Below are 16099 nucleotides of genomic sequence, written 5' to 3'. Positions count from 1 at the left end.
CGGCGTGGAGGTTCCGCGTCCGGTCCCGCCTCGCCGTCCGTCGCCGGGGTCCGGCCGTCCGTCGGCGGGAGACCGCGCGGGCCTCACCGCCTCGACGCCTCACCGCCTCGACACCTCACCGCCTCGACACCTCACCGCCTCGTCGCTTCGACGCCTCGCCGTCCGCCGGCGGGACTCCGCCGGGAGGGGCGTCGCGTCAGCGCGGTCGCCTCGCCGTCCACTTGCGCCCGAAGAGCATGATGACCGGGAGCGTGCAGACCAGCGCCCCGGCGACGGCCAGGGGGCGCTCCAGCCACCAGAACAGGTCCGGCCGCACCCTCTCGCCGGGCCCGCCGCCCGCCACCCACCAGGTCAGCGCCACCCAGATCGCCATCCCGGTCGTGTGGAACAGGAACAGCGGGAGCGCGAACCGGTTGACCATCTCGTTCACGCGCTGCCAGCGGGGGCGTTCGAGCAGGCGTTCCATGGACGGCCTCAGCACCTCCACCAGGCCGATCTGGAAGATCAGGAGCGCCACGATGACGAAGGTGGGCGGCGCCATGTTGGAGAGCTTGTCGCCGGGGACGCCCACCATCGACCCCGGGTAGATGCCCGAGTAGACCAGGCCGAAGAGGGCGAACAACCCGGTCCACAGGATGGCGACGTCGAAGCGGCGGGGAAGCGCCACCACCCGGTCGTAGAAGAAACCGGCCTGGTGGGCGAGCCCCCAGACGATGATCATGTTGAGCCAGCCCGCGGCCTCGTACCCGTAGCGCAGCCGCAGCACGTCGACGACGAGCGCCGCCCCCGCCAGCCAGATCAGGGCCAGCACGTCGTAGTGCCGGTGCAGCCAGAGCGAGATCGGGAGCAGGGCGATCAGCACGAGGTAGACGCCGATGAACCAGAGCGGGCTGATGACGAGCAGGACCACGCGGTCCATCCACTCGATCCCGAACGCCCACGCCACGAGCACGCCGAACACGATCCAGGTCCCGGCCAGCGCCAGCGCGGGGATCGCGAGGCTCCGGATGCGCCGCGAGACGAAGGTGCCGATGCCGACGCCGCGCTCGCAGGCCCGGTTCCACGAGAGCAGGTGGACGTATCCGCCCACGTAGAAGAAGAGCGGCAGCACCTGCAGCAGCCACGTCAGGATCCACAGCCCGGAGGTGAAACCCAGCGGGCTCGTCGGCGAGGGGCCGTCGGGGCCCCACTGCAGGATCGTGAACGCCCAGTGCCAGACGACCACGACGATCAGGCTGAACGCGCGCAGCCAGTCGACGTACCGGTCGCGCCGCGGCCCGTCCGCGACCGGAGGGACCTCGGGGGCCGAGGACGCCACGGGCGCCGAGGACGCCACGGGCGCTGAGGGCGCCGAGGGCGCTGAGGTGGCGGGGGCCGCGGGGGTCGCCCTCTCCTGGTCCTCACCGGGTTCGATCATGCGGTTCCAACCGTGCCTCACTTGTCGATGTCGCCGACGACGAAGAACATCGAGCCCAGGATGGCCACCATGTCCGCGACCAGGTGGCCGGGAAGCATCTCGCGCAGCACCTGGACGTTGTTGAAGGAGGCCGAGCGGAGCTTCATCCGCCACGGCGTCTTCTCCCCGCGCGAGACCAGGTAGTAGCCGTTGAGGCCGAGCGGGCTCTCCGTCCAGGCGTACGTGTGGCCCTCGGGGACCTTCAGCACCTTGGGCAGGCGCTGGTTGACCGGCCCCGGGGGCAGGTCGAGGAGGCGTTCCACGCAGGCGTCGGCGAGGTCGAGGGAGACCTTCACCTGTTCCAGCAGCACCTCGAAGCGGGCGTGGCAGTCTCCCGCCGACCGGGTGACGACCTTCACCGGCAGCTCGCCGTAGGCGAGGTAGGGCTCGTCCCTGCGCAGGTCGACGTCGAGGCCCGCGGCGCGGGCGATGGGGCCGCTCACGCCGTACTGCATGATCGTCTCGCGGTCGAGGACGCCCACCCCGCGCGTGCGGGCGAGGAAGATCTCGTTCCCGGTGACCAGGTTCTCGATGTCGGGCAGCCGCCGCCGCACGTCGGCCACGGCCTGGGAGACCCGGCCCGTCCACCCCTCGGGGATCTCCTCCTTGAGGCCGCCGACCCGGTTGAACATGTAGTGCATGCGCCCGCCGGAGATCTCCTCCATCACGGCCTGGAGGGTCTCGCGCTCCCGGAACGCGTAGAACATCGGGGTGATCGCGCCGAGCTCCAGCGGGTAGGAGCCGAGGAACATCAGGTGGCTGAGCACCCGGTTGAGCTCGGCCATCAGCGTGCGCGTCCAGACCGCCCTGACCGGCACCTCCATGCCGAGCATCCGCTCCACCGCGAGCACGACGCCCAGCTCGTTGGCGAACGCCGACAGCCAGTCGTGCCGGTTGGCCAGCACGATGATCTGCCGGTAGTCGCGCACCTCGAAGAGCTTCTCCGCGCCCCGGTGCATGTAGCCCACGACCGGCTCGGCCGAGCTGATCCGCTCGCCGTCCAGGGTGAGGCGCAGCCGCAGCACGCCGTGCGTGGACGGGTGCTGCGGGCCGATGTTGAGGATCATGTCCTCGGTCGCGAGCTCCTTGCCGTGCGCCCCCCGCACGGCCTCGGCTCCCGCCCCCATTCCCACGTTCAGCTCGCGGGGCGCGCCTTCAGTCATAGGGCCATGCTGTCACGTCAGCCGCGCGAGGCAAGATCCCGCAGGGCGTCGACCAACCGGTCGACGTGCTCGGAGGTCGTGCCGATGCCGATGGAGGCGCGGACGGCGGAGGCGGTGACGTCGTCGCAGCCACCGTCCTTGGCGCCCAGCAGGTGCCGTACGAAGGGGTGGGCGCAGAACTTGCCGTCGCGGACGCCGATGCCGTAGTCGCCGGACAGGGCCTCGGCGACCTCGCGGGCGGTGAAGCCGTCGACCACGAAGGAGACGATGCCGACGCGCGGGTGGTCCGGGCCCCACAGGGACAGCTCGTGCACGCCGGGGACCGAGGCGAGGCCCGCGCGCAGGCGCCCGAGGAGGCGCTCCTCCTCGCGGACCAGCGGGGTCCAGCCGGTGGCGGTGAGGGCGTCGCAGGCCGCGGCGAGCGCGACGGCGCCCAGCACGTTCGGGGTCCCGGCCTCGTGCCGGGCCTCGGGGTCGTCGTGCCACTCGGTGCCGTCGTCCTCCACGGCCTTCACCGCGCCGCCGCCCCGCAGGTACGGGTCGGCCTCGGCGAGCCAGTCGGAACGGCCGATCAGCGCGCCCGTGCCGAACGGCGCGTAGAGCTTGTGGCCGGAGAAGACCACGTAGTCCAGGTCGAGCGCCGTCAGGTTGAGGCGGCGGTGCGGGACGAGCTGCGCGGCGTCGACGAGGACGCGGGCCCCGTGGCGGTGGGCGATGTGGGCCAGCGCGGCGATCGGCCAGAGCTCCCCGGTGACGTTGGAGGCGGCGGTCACGACGAGCAGCTTGGGGCCGTCGATCGCGGCGAGGGCGTCGTCGGCGGCGCGGACGGCCTCGCCGGGGAAGGCGGGGGCGGCGAGCCGCACGACCCGGTCCCAGGGCAGCAGCGAGGCGTGGTGCTCGGTCTCGAAGACCACCGCGGTGGTGCCCTCGGGCAGGCTGCGGGCGAGCAGGTTGGTCGCGTCCGTGGTGTTGCGGGTGAAGATCACCGAGTCGTCGGGACGGGCGCCGACGAAGGCGCGGACCGTGTGCCTGGCCTGCTCGTAGCGGGCCGTGGTCAGCTGGGACGCGTACCCGGCGCCGCGGTGGACGCTGGAGTAGGCCGGGAGCGCGGCGGCGACGGCGGCGCTCACCGGCTCCAGACAGGGGGCGCTCGCGGCGTAGTCGAGGTTGGCGTAGCGGACGAGCCTGCCGCCCCTGACCGGGACCTCCAGGTCCGAGCCGAGCACGGCCGGGATCGGGCGGTCACCGGAGGACGCGCGGGTCTCGGGGACGCTCACCGGGACGACGGGGCTCTCGGGGGTGCTGAAGATCGTCAGGGTGGACATGCCAGGGCTCCTTCGAGGTCATCGGACCCCAACCCGTGACACAGGTGCCTGGAGCCCGCGCTTGCCCGGCACACCTCGTGCCGGACCAGGTCCTCACCCGGGGCACCCCGCCGCGGACGCGAGGGTTGCCGGCCAGCGAGCCGGGGCTTGTCACTGGCACTCATGACCTACGGGGGAACTATAACCGACACCCCGCGGTGCCTCGCAAGTCCGAAACGTGATCAACCCGGTATCGGAGCCGGGGCGAGCGCCCTCGGAGGCACTTGGCGAATTTGACAGCGAAGCGTGATGACGGGGAAGGAACTTCGGGCGCCTCCCGGTCGTCCTGGCAGTCAGCCGGACAAGCGTTCGGGCAGTTGGCCGACGGTGTGTGCATGCGCCGACCGACGAAGGAGAAATCAATGGACTGGGTGACCAACCCGGAGATATGGATAGGGTTCTTCACCCTTGTCGCCCTGGAGATCGTCCTGGGAATCGACAACATCATCTTCATCTCGATCCTGGTGAGCAAGCTCCCGCCCGAACAGCGCGACAAGGCGCGCAGGCTCGGCCTCGCCGTCGCCCTGATCAGCCGCCTGTTGCTGCTGCTGGCGCTGTCGTGGGTGGTGAGACTCACCGAACCGATGTTCGAGGTCTTCGGGCAGGGGATATCGGGGCGCGACCTGATCCTGATACTCGGCGGCCTGTTCCTGCTGGGCAAGAGCGTCCACGAGATGCACGGCAGCCTGGAGGGCGACTCCGGCCACTCCGAGGGCAGGGTGGCCGCGTCCTTCACCTCGGTGATCATCCAGATCATGATCCTCGACGTCGTCTTCTCGCTCGACTCGGTGATCACCGCGGTCGGCATGGTCGACGAACTGGGTGTCATGATCGCGGCCGTCATCGTCTCGGTCATCGTGATGCTGGTCGCCTCCGGGCCGATCAGCCGCTTCGTGGAACGGCACCCGAGCATCAAGATGCTCGCCCTGTCCTTCCTGGTGCTGATCGGCGTCGTGCTCATCGCCGAGGGCTTCGAGCAGCACATCTCCAAGGGCTACATCTACTTCGCGATGGCGTTCTCCCTGCTGGTGGAGCTGCTGAACATCCGGATGCGCGGCAAGGCGAAGAAGCGGAAGCCGGTCGAGCTGCGTTCCCGCTACGAGGCCGACGACCAGACCGGCACGGAGAGGCCGGAGAGCCCGGAGACACCGGGAACCCCGGCGAACCCGGTGGGCCAGGCGGCTCCGGCGGGTCAGACGGCTCCGGCGGGCCGGGCGGACGAGCGGGGCGAGAGGGGAAAGCCCGACGAGCGGCCCGGCTCCTGAGCCGGGGGTCAGCGAGACCGGGGATTACGATGCCTACGTGCGCTTTGATCCCTGGAATCCGGAATTCGTCGCCCACCCCTACGACGTCTACGACGAGCTGAGACGAGAGCGGCCGGTCAGCTTCTTCGAGCCGACCGGCCAGTGGCTGGTGGCCAGGCACGCCGACGTCAACGCGCTGCTGCGGGACCGCAGGCTCGGCCGCTCCTACCTGCACGTGGCCTCGCACCGGGAGTTCGGCAGGCCGGACGACCCCGACTTCCAGGACCCGTTCTGGCGGGTGATCAGGGCGGGGATGCTCGACGTCGAGCCGCCGGTGCACACCAGGCTCCGGCGGCTGGTGTCGAAGGCGTTCACCCCCCGCATGGTCGAGGCGCTCCGCCCCAAGGTCGCCCGGATGGCCGGGGAGCTGGTGGACGACTTCGTCGGGCGCGGCGGCGGGGACCTGATCGCCGAGGTCGCCGAGCCGCTCCCGGTCACCGTGATCGCCGAGATGCTCGGCGTCCCCGAGGCCGACCGGCACCTGCTGCGTCCCTGGTCGGCCGACATCTGCGGCATGTACGAGCTCCAGCCGTCGATCGAGGCCCAGCACACGGCCGTACGGGCGGCCGAGGAGTTCTCCGCCTACCTCGTCGAGCTGGCCCGCGCCCGCAGGGCCGACCCCGGGGACGACCTGATCAGCGCGCTCGCCCTGGTGGCCGACGAGGGCGACAGGCTCACCGAGGAGGAGCTGGTCGGCACCTGCGTGCTGCTGCTCAACGCCGGGCACGAGGCCACCGTCAACGTCACCGGCAACGGCTGGTGGTCGCTGTTCCGCAACCCGGCCGAGCTGGACCGGCTCCGCGCCGACCACGCCCTGCTGCCCACGGCGGTCGAGGAGCTGATGCGCTGGGACACCCCGCTGCAGATGTTCGAACGCTGGGTGCTGGAGGACATCTCGGTGGGCGGGATCGACATCCCGCGCGGCACCGAGGTGGCACTGCTGTTCGGCTCGGCCAACCGCGACCCCGAGGTCTTCGCCGACCCCGCCCGCCTGGACGTGGGCCGGGCCGACAACCCGCACATCTCCTTCGGCGCCGGGATCCACTTCTGCCTGGGGGCCCCGCTGGCGAGGGTCGAGCTGATCGAGTCCTTCGGCGCCCTGCTGCGCAAGGCGCCGAAGATGGAACTCGCCGCCGAGCCGTCCTGGGGACCGGGCTACGTCATCCGCGGTCTGGAATCCCTCCAGGTACGGGTCTGAGAGCGGGTGCGAGTCTGAGAGCGGGTGCGGGTCCAAGAGCGGTCCGGCGCGTGACCCGAGTGCCGCCACGCACGGCCGTGCGGCACCCCGCCCGCTTCGCCGGAACCCCCGGAACCTCGGAACCCCCAGAAGCCCGGAACCCCCGCAACCCCGGGGCCTCCGGAGCCCTCGGAACCCTGGAGCTCTCGGAAGCCCGGAGCCCCCGGAGCCCCCGGAACCCCCGAGCCTTCGAAACCTCGGAACCCTCGGAACCCCTGGCCGGGCGGCCCCCCGCCGGAACGGTGTCGGCCCGCCAGGTCAGAGACGGCTCTGCGAGAGCCAGCCGAACCCGCCGAGGCCGCCCGCGGCGATGAGCTCCGCCTCCTCCGAGGCCCTCGCGAGGGCCTGCAGGTAGCCGCGCGGGTCGTTCCTGGCCTGCTCGACCGCCGGGCGCCCCCCGGTGACCCCGAGGGCGCGCAATGCCTCCCGCTGCGTGGTCAGCGCCGTCGTGACGGCCCCGGCGCTCTCACCGGCGGCCGCGCAGGCGTCGAGCGCCACGTGGGCGGTGATGTCGCACGAGCCGTCGGGCACGGGCGCGACCATCGCCCCGTCGCGGTAGCCGGCCAGCGTGCCGTACGGCGGCCGGTCGTCCAGGGCGTGGGAGTAGTCGATCGCGACCGCCCGGCCGCGCGCCAGCCGTACGATCACCGACGCCCAGGCCCTGTCGCGCGGCCTGCCGATCTCGGCCCGCTCCCCGACGGCCCGCATCGGCCACCAGCGGTCCAGCCAGGCGAGGTCCGCCTCGGAGGGCCTGCCGCCGAGACGCTCCTCGCCGTCGGTGACGTTGACCATGACGAGCCGGGGCCCGTCGGCCGTCTGCTCGGCGATGTCGACCGGGACGTTGTCGAGCCACTCGTTGGCGATCACCAGCCCGCGGATCCCGTCCGGCGCGGCCTTCGCCCAGGCGATCTCCCCGGGCAGCGCCGCAGGGCGGGGCGCCAGGTCGACCGCGGTCACCCGCAGCCTCGACCGGAGCGCGGGCGGCGCCGCGGCGAGCACCCCGGCCGCCAGCTCGCCCTCGCCTGCGCCGATGTCGACCAGGTCGAGCGGTCCGGGACCGCCGAGCGCCTCGTCGATCGCGGCCAGCTCCCGCAGCACGGCCTCGGCGAAGACGGGAGAGGCGCCGACCGACGTGCGGAAATGGCTGGAGGGGCGCTCCCGGAGATAGAAGCCGCTTTCGCCGTAGAGCGCATGCTCCATCGCGGCACGCCAGGTGAGCCACACGCTCTCAGACGCTACCCGCCGGGGCGGGGGAACGAGATCGACTCGCGCTGACGCTTCGAGTGAATGCATGACTACATTCTGTCACCGGTTTGCCCGATCCTGGTCGATGCCGCGTCGGCGCGTCGCCGTCCGGATCGCCTCGTGAGCCGGGCCTGCGGGCCCTCAGGCGGGGCCCGTACGCTCCCGGTTCTCCCAGGCCGGGCCTCCGGAGGTCCGCTACCGACCGCTACCGAACACGCGTCTTGCCATGGGCGCGACGGCACGGCCCGTTACGCTGGTCAATCGGGCACGGAGCCCCACATGGTCGAAGGACGGGACGTCATGGACGCAGTCGATCGCCCGGCACGGCTGGCCGTCGGAGTGGTTGGAGCGGGCAGGGTCGGTTCGGCGCTCGGCGCCGCGCTCGTCAGGGCGGGGCACCGGGTGGTCGCGGCGAGCGGGGTCTCCGACGCCTCCAGGGAGCGGGCGGTCGAGCGGCTCGGGCTCGTCCCCACCCGGCCGGAGGACGTGGTGGCCGGCGCGGACCTCGTCCTGCTGACGGTCCCCGACGACGTGCTGCCCGGCCTGGTCTCCGGCCTGGTCGAGACCGGCACCGACCTGCGCGGCAAGCTGGTGGCCCACACCAGCGGCGCGTACGGCCTGGCCGTGCTGAACCCGGCGATCAAGGCCGGGGCGCTGCCGCTGGCGCTGCATCCCGTGATGACCTTCACCGGCCGCGACGACGACCTGCGCCGGCTCACGGGGATCTCGTACGGGGTGACCGCCCCCGACGGGCTCCGCCCGGTGGCCGAGGCCCTCGTCATCGAGATGGAGGGCGAGCCGGTCTGGATCGCCGACGAGGACCGGCCGCTCTACCACGCGGCCCTGGCGCAGGCGGCCAACCACATGGTGACGCTCATCGCGGAGTCCTCGGAGCTGCTGGAGAAGATCGGCGTGGAGCAGCCCGGCCGGATGCTCGGCCCGCTGCTCGGCGCGGCCCTGGAGAACGTGCTGAGGCTCGGCATCGCCGGACTGACCGGCCCGGTGGTACGCGGCGACGCCGGGACCGTCCGCAGGCACGTGGACGCGCTGATCCTCGCCGCCCCCGAGGCCGCGGACGCCTACGTGGCGCTCGCCAGGCTCACCGCCGACCGGGCGCTGGCGGCCGGGCTGCTCAAGCCGGAGGCCGCCGAACGCCTCCTGGACGCCCTGGGCGGCAACATTTGGACCTGAACGGCCCCGGGAGGCCCCGGGGGCGTGACGTACGGCCCTGGGGGCTCCCGCGCCGATCCGGGGCCCGCCCTGGCGGCCTGTTCCGGCGGCTCGTCCCGGTGCCCGTCCCGGCCACCCGTCCCGGTGTCCGTTCCGGCGACCCCACCCGGTGCCCGTCCCGGCGGCCCGATCGGGTTAGCTGATCCGGTGAGCCGAATCCGCCCGGCGAAGGGAACCGGCGGATTCCGATGACCGTCATTCCTCTCCGGCCCGGGAGCCGGAGCACCCCCGGGAGGTTCCAGTGATCGTGGCGGACGACCGCGCAGGGCTGCTCAAGGCCCGCGAGACACTGGGGATCGGCGTGGGCGCCTCCCCCGGGGGGAGCGCGCTGGCGCTCGTGCCGACCATGGGCGCGCTGCACGAGGGGCACCGCTCGCTCATCAGGCTGGCCCGCGAGAGGGCCGCGCACGTGGCGGTGAGCATCTTCGTGAACCCGCTCCAGTTCGGGCCCGCCGAGGACTTCTCCCGCTATCCCCGTACGTTCGACGCCGACCTCGAAGCCTGCGAGGCCGAGGGCGTGGGCATCGTGTTCGCCCCCTCGGCGGAGGACATGTACCTGCCGGACAGGCAGGTCGGCGTCTCCGCGGGCGGGATGGGCTCGGTCGTCGAGGGGGAGTTCAGGCCCGGCCACCTCGACGGCGTGCTGACCGTGGTGCTGAAGCTGTTCAACCTGGTCCAGCCGGACGTGGCCGTGTTCGGCCAGAAGGACGCCCAGCAGCTCGCGGTGATCCGCAGGATGGTCGCCGACCTGAACCTGCCGGTCTCGATCGTCGGCGGGCCCACGGTCCGCGAGCCGGACGGCCTGGCGCTGTCCAGCCGCAACCGCTACCTGTCACCGGAGGACCGGGTGACGGCCCTGGCCCTGTCCCGCGCCCTCGCGGCGGGGTCCGGGCTGCGCGCGCCCGCGGAGATCCGCCGGGCCGCGCTCGCCGTCCTGGAGGCCGAGCCGTCGCTGGCGCTCGACTACCTGGTCCTGGTCGACCCCGCGACCTTCGCGGAGGTCGGCGACGGCCACACGGGTGAGGCGATCCTCGCGGTGGCCGCCAGGGTGGGGTCCACCAGGCTGATCGACAACGTCACACTCGGCGTCGGCTGACCTCCGGCCGCCTGCCAATGGGAACCGGCGAGCGGTGAGCGGCGGACCGATGACCGGTGGCTGACGGCTGACGGGCGGCCGGGCGCTGACCGGTGAGCGTGTGGCCGGTGGTCGGCGACGGCCGACGAGTGATCGCCGGTGATCGCCGGTGATCGGTGAGCGGGCCGTGGCGGCCGACGAGCGACCGGTGAGCGGCCGGTGGTGCCCGGTGACCGATGAGTGATCGCCAGGCGCGTCCCCGAACTGCGGTGATTTCACCATTCAGGCGAAATGTCCCACCCCGGGGAACAGTCGCTTCGGGGGCCGCGTTATCGTCACACTGACGAAATGAACAGCCTCTAATGAACCCCGCGAGGAGGCGGCTATGAGCATCCCGGCCATTCCCCAGAGGTTGACCGCTCCCGCTCCGGGCTGGACGGTACGGGCGGACGTGGTCGTGGTGGGCTCCGGCGTCGCCGGCCTCACCCTGGCGCTGCGATACGCCGCCCTCGACCCCGGGGCGAAGGTCCTGGTCGTCACCAAGGACGTCCTGTCGTCCGGCTCGACCCGCTGGGCCCAGGGCGGCATCGCCGCCGTGCTCGACCCGCGGGACACCCCCGAGGAACACCTGTCGGACACGCTCGTCGCCGGAGTCGGGCTCTGCGACGAGGAGGCCGTCCGGATCCTGGTGACCGAGGGACCCGACGCGCTGCGCGGCCTGATCGCGGTGGGCGCCCGGTTCGACACCGACGCCTCGGGAGCGCTCCAGCTCACCAGGGAGGGCGGCCACCGGCGCGACCGCATCGTGCACGCGGGCGGCGACGCCACCGGTGCCGAGGTGCAGCGGGCGCTCGTCCAGGCCGTCGCGGAGTCGGGGATCGAGGTGATCGAGCACGCGCTCGTCCTCGACCTCCTCAAGGACGCCGAGGGCCGTACCGCGGGGGTGACCCTGCACGTCATGGGCGAGGGCGAGCGCGACGGGGTGGGCGCGGTCACGGCGGGGGCCGTGGTGCTGGCCACCGGCGGCATGGGACAGGTCTACGCCGCCACCACCAACCCCGTCGTCTCCACCGGCGACGGGGTGGCGCTCGCGCTGCGCGCGGGCGCCGTCGTCAGGGACCTGGAGTTCGTCCAGTTCCACCCGACCGTCCTCTGGCTCGGCGAGCACTCCACCGGCCAGCAGCCGCTGATCTCCGAGGCGGTCAGGGGCGAGGGAGCCGTGCTGGTCGACGCGGACGGCACCCGGTTCATGGAGGACGTCCACGAGCTCGCCGACCTCGCCCCCCGCGACGTCGTGGCCAAGGCGATCATGCGGCGGATGCGCGCCAGCGGCGCCGACCACGTCTATCTCGACGCCCGCCACTTCGGCGAGGAGAAGTGGCGCACCCGCTTCCCGACGATCCACACCGTCTGCCTGGAGCACGGCATCGACCCGGTCACCCAGCCGATCCCCGTCGCGCCCGCCGCCCACTACGCCAGCGGCGGCGTCCGCGCCGACCTGCGCGGCCGTACCAGCGTGCCCGGCCTGTACGCGTGCGGCGAGGTCGCGTGCACCGGCGTGCACGGCGCCAACCGGCTCGCCTCCAACTCCCTGCTCGAAGGCCTGGTCTTCGCCGGGCGCATCGCCGCCGACATCCACGCCGTACGGGCCGCGCGCGCCGGGAACGCGACACCCGTGGCGGGCGAGCCGGCTCCCGACGGCCGGCCCACCGGCCTGATCGACCCCAGGGCCCGCAGCAGGATCCAGGCGCACATGAGCCGGGGCGCGAGCGTGCTGCGCGGCCAGGAGTCCCTGGGAGAGGTCGCCAGGGCCCTGCTGAACCTCAGGTGGACCCCGGTGACCGTCGAGCCCTGCACCGAGTCCTGGGAGACCACCAACCTCCTGACGGTCGCCTCCGCGCTCGTGGCGGCCGCCCGCGAACGCCGGGAGACCCGGGGCTCGCACTGGCGGGAGGACTTCCCCGAGCGCGACGACGCCTGGTGGCTGGGCCACCTCGACACCACCCTGACAGCGGAGGGACCCGCCATGACATACGTACCGCACGGGCGGCGCGTGACCGCGCTGCCGCCCCAGGTGGAGAACGACCTGGCCGAGGCGGGCCTGGACCCGGCGGTGGTGGCCGCGGTCCTGGAGGCCGCCGAGGCCGAGGACCTGCGGGAGGCGGGAGACGTCACCAGCGCCGCCACCATCCCCGCGGACCAGACCGCCACCGCCGACGTGGTGGCCCGCGAGGACGGCGTGGTCGCGGGGCTCGCCGTGGCCGAGGGCGCGTTCTCCCACCTCAGCCGGGGCCGCCTGGTGACCGAGCGCAGGGTCAAGGACGGCGAGCGCGTCGCCAGGGGGGACGTGCTGATGACCGTCACCGGCCTCACCCGGGACCTGCTGACCGCCGAGCGCACCGCGCTCAACCTGCTCACCCACCTGTCCGGCATCGCCACCCTGACCGGCCGCTGGGTCTCGGCCGTCGAGGGCACCGGAGCCCGGATCAGGGACAGCCGCAAGACGCTCCCCGGACTGCGGGCCCTGGAGAAGTACGCCGTCCGGTGCGGCGGCGGAACCAATCACCGGATGTCGCTTTCGGACGCCGCGCTGATCAAGGACAATCACGTGGTGGCCTCGGGCGGGGTCGCCGAGGCGTTCCGTGCGGTCCGCGACGCCTATCCCGGCCTGCCGATCGAGGTCGAGGTCGACCGGATCGACCAGATCGAACCGGTGCTGGCCGAGGGAGCGGAGGAGATCCTGTTGGACAATTTCACCGTCGAGGAGCTGGCGCGGGCCGTACGGCTGGTGGCCGGCCGGGCACGGCTGGAGTCCAGCGGGGGGCTGACCCTCCAGGTCGCTCGCGACGTGGCCGAAACAGGTGTTGACTACCTTGCCGTGGGCGCGCTCACGCATTCGGCGCCGGCGCTGGACATCGCCTTGGACCTTCGGGGGAATTGATGCTGCTTGCCATCGACGTCGGCAACACCCACACCGTTCTCGGGCTCTTCGAGGGCGAGGACGTCATCGAGCACTGGCGGATCGCCACGGACGCCCGGCGCACGGCGGACGAGATCGCCGTCGTGCTCCAGGGGCTGCTCGGGCAGTCGCCGCTGCTCAAGGGCGCCGACGTCAACGGCATCGTGATCTGCTCCACCGTCCCCTCGGTGCTCAACGAGATGCGCGAGATGTGCCGCCGCTACTACGGCGACGTGAACGCGGTGATCGTCGAGCCCGGCGTCCGCACCGGGGTCCCGGTCCGGATGGACAACCCGAAGGAGGTCGGCAGCGACCGCATCGTCAACGCGCTGGCGGCCATCCAGCTGTACGGCGGCCCGTGCGTCATCGTCGACTTCGGGACCGCGACCTCCTTCGACGCCGTCTCCGCCAAGGGGGAGTACGTCGGCGCGGTGACCGCCCCCGGCATCGAGATCTCGGTGGACGCGCTCGCCGCGGCTGGGGCGCAACTGCACAAGGTGGAGCTGATCCGCCCCCGCTCGGTGATCGCCAAGAACACCGTCGAGGCGCTCCAGGCCGGCATCATCTACGGCTTCGCCGGTCAGGTGGACGGGATCGTCGAGCGGATGGCGGCCGAGCTCGCCGTCGACCCCGACGACGTCACCGTGGTCGCCACCGGCAGCGCGGCGCCGCTCGTGGTGAGCGAGGCGCGCTCGATCGACATGCACGAGCCCTGGCTCACGCTGATCGGCCTGCGGCTGATCTACCACCGCAACGCCCCCTGAGGGCGGCGCGGCACGACCGGCTCCGCGTGTCGCGCGACCGGTTCCCGTGCCGCGGGACGGGCTCGCGCGGGCCGGTTCCCGGTGGGTTTCCGTGCGCGGGGCCGGTTCCCGTGCCGTAGGGCGGGCTTGCGCACGTAATGCCGGTTTCCGTGTCGCGGGGCCGGTTCCCGTGCTGCGGGACGGGCTCGCGCGGGCCGGTTCCCGGTGGGTTTCCGTGCGCGGGGCCGGTTCCCGCGCCGTAGGACGGGTTCACGTGGGCCTGTTCCCGACGGGTTCCCGCGCCGCGCGACCGGCGAACTCACGAGGTTCGCCACATCGGTACCCTTTGGAACTGTGACCGATGACGTGACGAATCCCGCCGAGGATCTGCCCGAGCAGATGCGCGTGCGCCGGGAGAAGCTCGACCGCCTCCGTTCCGAGGGCGTCGAACCCTACCTGGTGAACTTCCCGCGCACCGCGACCAACGCCGAGATCCGCCAGAAATACGCTGATCTCTCCGCTGACACCGCGACGGGCGACAAAGTGGGCGTCACCGGCCGGGTGATGCTGTCCAGGACCGGCGGCAAGCTCTGCTTCGCCACCCTCCGCGACGGCTCCGGCGACCTCCAGGTCATGATCTCCCTGGACCGGGTGGGCGAGGAGTCCCTGGCCGCGTGGAAGCGCGACGTCGACCTCGGCGACCACGTGGGCATCGAGGGCGAGGTCATCACCTCCCGCAGGGGCGAGCTGTCCATCCTCGCCGACCGCTGGGCGATCACGTCGAAGTGCCTGCGCCCGCTGCCGGAGAAGCACCTCGGGCTCACCGACCCCGAGGCGCGGGTCCGCCAGCGCTACGTCGACCTCATCGTCAACGACGAGGCCAGGAAGATGGCCCTCACCCGCAGCGCCGTGGTCAGGGCCGTCCGCGACTTCTGGCACGAGGAGGGTTACCTGGAGGTCGAGACACCGATGCTCCAGCCGATCCACGGCGGAGCCACGGCGAGGCCCTTCAAGACCCACATCAACGCGTACGACATGGAGCTCTACCTCCGCATCGCGATCGAGCTCTACCTCAAGCGGCTGGTGGTCGGCGGGCTGGAGAAGGTCTTCGAGATCAACCGCAACTTCCGCAACGAGGGCGCGGACTCCACCCACAACCCCGAGTTCACGATGCTGGAGGCGTACGGCACGTATCTCGACTACAACGACATCGCCGACCTGACCCAGCGGATGATCCAGAAGGCCGTGCTGGCCGCCCTCGGTCACTCCGTGGTCGTCCACGAGGGCCAAGAGATCGACCTCGGTCTGGCGAAGTGGCCGCGGATCACCCTGTACGGGTCGGTCTCCGAGGCGCTGGGCGAGGAGGTCACCACCGAGACGCCCCTGGAGCACGTCCGCAAGCTCGCGGACGCGCGGGAGATCCACTGGGACGCCAAGTGGGGTCAGGGCAAGCTGGTCCAGGAGATCTTCGAGGCCCTCGTCGAGCACACGCTCGTCCAGCCCACGTTCGTCATGGACTATCCGCTGGAGACCTCCCCGCTGGCCCGCATCCACCGGGACAACCCGCTCCTCACCGAGAAGTGGGACCTGATCGGCTTCGGCACCGAGCTGGGCACCGGCTACTCGGAGCTGAACGACCCGATCGAGCAGCGCCGCCGTCTCACCGAGCAGTCCATGCTCGCCGCGGGCGGCGACGTCGAGGCCATGCAGCTTGACGAGGACTTCCTCACGGCCCTGGAATATGCGATGCCGCCCACCGGCGGCATGGGGCTCGGCATCGACCGCCTCATCATGGCCTTCACGGGCAGGAACATCCGCGAGACCATCCTGTTCCCGCTGGTCAAGCCGACCGCCTGAGCCCTTTGGGGCGGTGCGGAAGGACGTTCTCGCGGTGCGGTGGCGCCGGGCCCGTCGGTGACGGGCCCGGCGCCACCGTCATGAGAGGCCGCGTCGCCTCGTCCCGCGTCGCCTCGGCATGCCCCTGGGCGGAGGCGTGCCGGGAACGGGCCGGACGGCGACCCCGGCCACCGCTCCGGGGATCGGACAGGGTCCGGGACTCCGGGACTCCGGGGCTCCAAGGCTCCAGAGCTCCAGGGCGGGGCGTCCTCGCGGATTCCCGCGGATCGGGGTGGGTCCTCGGGGAGCGGATCGGGGTGGGTCTTCAGGGAAACGCCCCGGGGCACCGGGGCCGACCCGGCGGGCGGGAAATGCCGGATGGGTTCATGCTCCCGCTGGTTCCGCGCAATAGGGGACGCATTTCCGTATGGTGCAGAAATCCCTTTCCAGCACGTCCAATATCGCTCGGGCATCCCGTCGTCACCAC

Annotated in this window: 11 protein-coding genes and 1 riboswitch; of the genes, 7 read left to right on the top strand and 4 right to left on the bottom strand. The window is 72.1% G+C overall.

The window, feature by feature from the left end; all coding sequences use genetic code 11:
- Positions 1-196 precede the first annotated feature (196 nt).
- Genes ABT053_RS27280 through ABT053_RS27270 form a run of 3 tightly spaced genes read right to left on the bottom strand, consistent with a single transcriptional unit; the run spans position 197 to position 3944 of the window.
- The gene (locus tag ABT053_RS27280) at positions 197-1417 is read right to left on the bottom strand and encodes an acyltransferase family protein (RefSeq protein ID WP_350972533.1); all 1221 of its coding nucleotides are present in this window, start codon (positions 1415-1417) and stop codon (positions 197-199) included.
- Between the two features lie 17 nt (positions 1418-1434).
- Complete coding sequence (locus ABT053_RS27275) at positions 1435-2619, bottom strand: NADH-quinone oxidoreductase subunit D (RefSeq protein WP_350972531.1); 1185 nt, start codon at positions 2617-2619, stop codon at positions 1435-1437.
- A 17-nt stretch (positions 2620-2636) separates the two neighbouring features.
- Entirely contained in the window at positions 2637-3944 is a 1308-nt protein-coding gene (locus tag ABT053_RS27270) for an aminotransferase class V-fold PLP-dependent enzyme (protein ID WP_350972530.1), read from the bottom strand.
- Between the two features lie 52 nt (positions 3945-3996).
- A riboswitch (SAM riboswitch) is annotated at positions 3997-4112 on the bottom strand.
- A gap of 233 nt (positions 4113-4345) precedes the next feature.
- Here ABT053_RS27270 and ABT053_RS27265 point away from each other — a divergent pair.
- Positions 4346-5248 carry a TerC family protein gene (locus tag ABT053_RS27265; RefSeq protein ID WP_350972529.1) on the top strand — a complete coding sequence of 301 codons (903 nt, stop codon included), beginning with the start codon at positions 4346-4348 and terminating at the stop codon, positions 5246-5248.
- A 37-nt stretch (positions 5249-5285) separates the two neighbouring features.
- Positions 5286-6485 (top strand): cytochrome P450, encoded by a 1200-nt coding sequence (locus tag ABT053_RS27260; protein ID WP_350972527.1) that lies wholly within the window; start codon positions 5286-5288, stop codon positions 6483-6485.
- Positions 6486-6782: 297 nt separating this feature from the next.
- Here ABT053_RS27260 and ABT053_RS27255 read toward each other — a convergent pair whose 3' ends face one another.
- Positions 6783-7724, bottom strand: a complete 942-nt coding sequence (locus ABT053_RS27255) for an SAM-dependent methyltransferase (protein ID WP_350972526.1) — start codon at positions 7722-7724, stop codon at positions 6783-6785.
- A gap of 345 nt (positions 7725-8069) precedes the next feature.
- Between ABT053_RS27255 and ABT053_RS27250 the strand changes: the two genes are divergently transcribed.
- The 5 genes from ABT053_RS27250 to lysX all read left to right on the top strand — a co-directional run bounded on the left by ABT053_RS27250 (position 8070) and on the right by lysX (position 15633).
- Complete coding sequence (locus ABT053_RS27250; protein WP_350972525.1) at positions 8070-8960, top strand: Rossmann-like and DUF2520 domain-containing protein; 891 nt, start codon at positions 8070-8072, stop codon at positions 8958-8960.
- Between the two features lie 307 nt (positions 8961-9267).
- The gene (gene panC / locus ABT053_RS27245) at positions 9268-10095 is read left to right on the top strand and encodes a pantoate--beta-alanine ligase (protein WP_502991868.1); all 828 of its coding nucleotides are present in this window, start codon (positions 9268-9270) and stop codon (positions 10093-10095) included.
- Between the two features lie 364 nt (positions 10096-10459).
- Positions 10460-13015: an L-aspartate oxidase gene (locus ABT053_RS27240; RefSeq protein ID WP_350972523.1), complete on the top strand. Its 2556-nt coding sequence runs from the start codon at positions 10460-10462 to the stop codon at positions 13013-13015.
- Positions 13015-13797, top strand: coding sequence for a type III pantothenate kinase (locus ABT053_RS27235; protein WP_350972521.1), 783 nt, complete (start codon positions 13015-13017; stop codon positions 13795-13797). Before ABT053_RS27240 ends, ABT053_RS27235 begins: the two co-directional genes overlap by 1 nt.
- A 378-nt stretch (positions 13798-14175) precedes the next feature.
- Positions 14176-15633: a bifunctional lysylphosphatidylglycerol synthetase/lysine--tRNA ligase LysX gene (gene lysX, locus ABT053_RS27230; RefSeq protein WP_502991867.1), complete on the top strand. Its 1458-nt coding sequence runs from the start codon at positions 14176-14178 to the stop codon at positions 15631-15633.
- The last annotated feature ends 466 nt before the right edge of the window (positions 15634-16099 follow it).

This window comes from Streptosporangium sp. NPDC002524 (assembly GCF_040295985.1).
Lineage (GTDB): Bacteria > Actinomycetota > Actinomycetes > Streptosporangiales > Streptosporangiaceae > Streptosporangium.
This window is presented reverse-complemented; position numbering and strand designations above follow the sequence as displayed.

Coding starts and splice junctions, on each gene's coding strand:
- ABT053_RS27280 (WP_350972533.1), bottom strand. CDS start 1,417: ATGATCGAACCCGGTGAGGACCAGGAGAGGGCGACCCCCGCGGCCCCC.
- ABT053_RS27275 (WP_350972531.1), bottom strand. CDS start 2,619: ATGACTGAAGGCGCGCCCCGCGAGCTGAACGTGGGAATGGGGGCGGGA.
- ABT053_RS27270 (WP_350972530.1), bottom strand. CDS start 3,944: ATGTCCACCCTGACGATCTTCAGCACCCCCGAGAGCCCCGTCGTCCCG.
- ABT053_RS27265 (WP_350972529.1), top strand. CDS start 4,346: ATGGACTGGGTGACCAACCCGGAGATATGGATAGGGTTCTTCACCCTT.
- ABT053_RS27255 (WP_350972526.1), bottom strand. CDS start 7,724: ATGGAGCATGCGCTCTACGGCGAAAGCGGCTTCTATCTCCGGGAGCGC.
- ABT053_RS27250 (WP_350972525.1), top strand. CDS start 8,070: ATGGACGCAGTCGATCGCCCGGCACGGCTGGCCGTCGGAGTGGTTGGA.
- ABT053_RS27240 (WP_350972523.1), top strand. CDS start 10,460: ATGAGCATCCCGGCCATTCCCCAGAGGTTGACCGCTCCCGCTCCGGGC.
- ABT053_RS27235 (WP_350972521.1), top strand. CDS start 13,015: ATGCTGCTTGCCATCGACGTCGGCAACACCCACACCGTTCTCGGGCTC.
- lysX (WP_502991867.1), top strand. CDS start 14,176: ATGCGCGTGCGCCGGGAGAAGCTCGACCGCCTCCGTTCCGAGGGCGTC.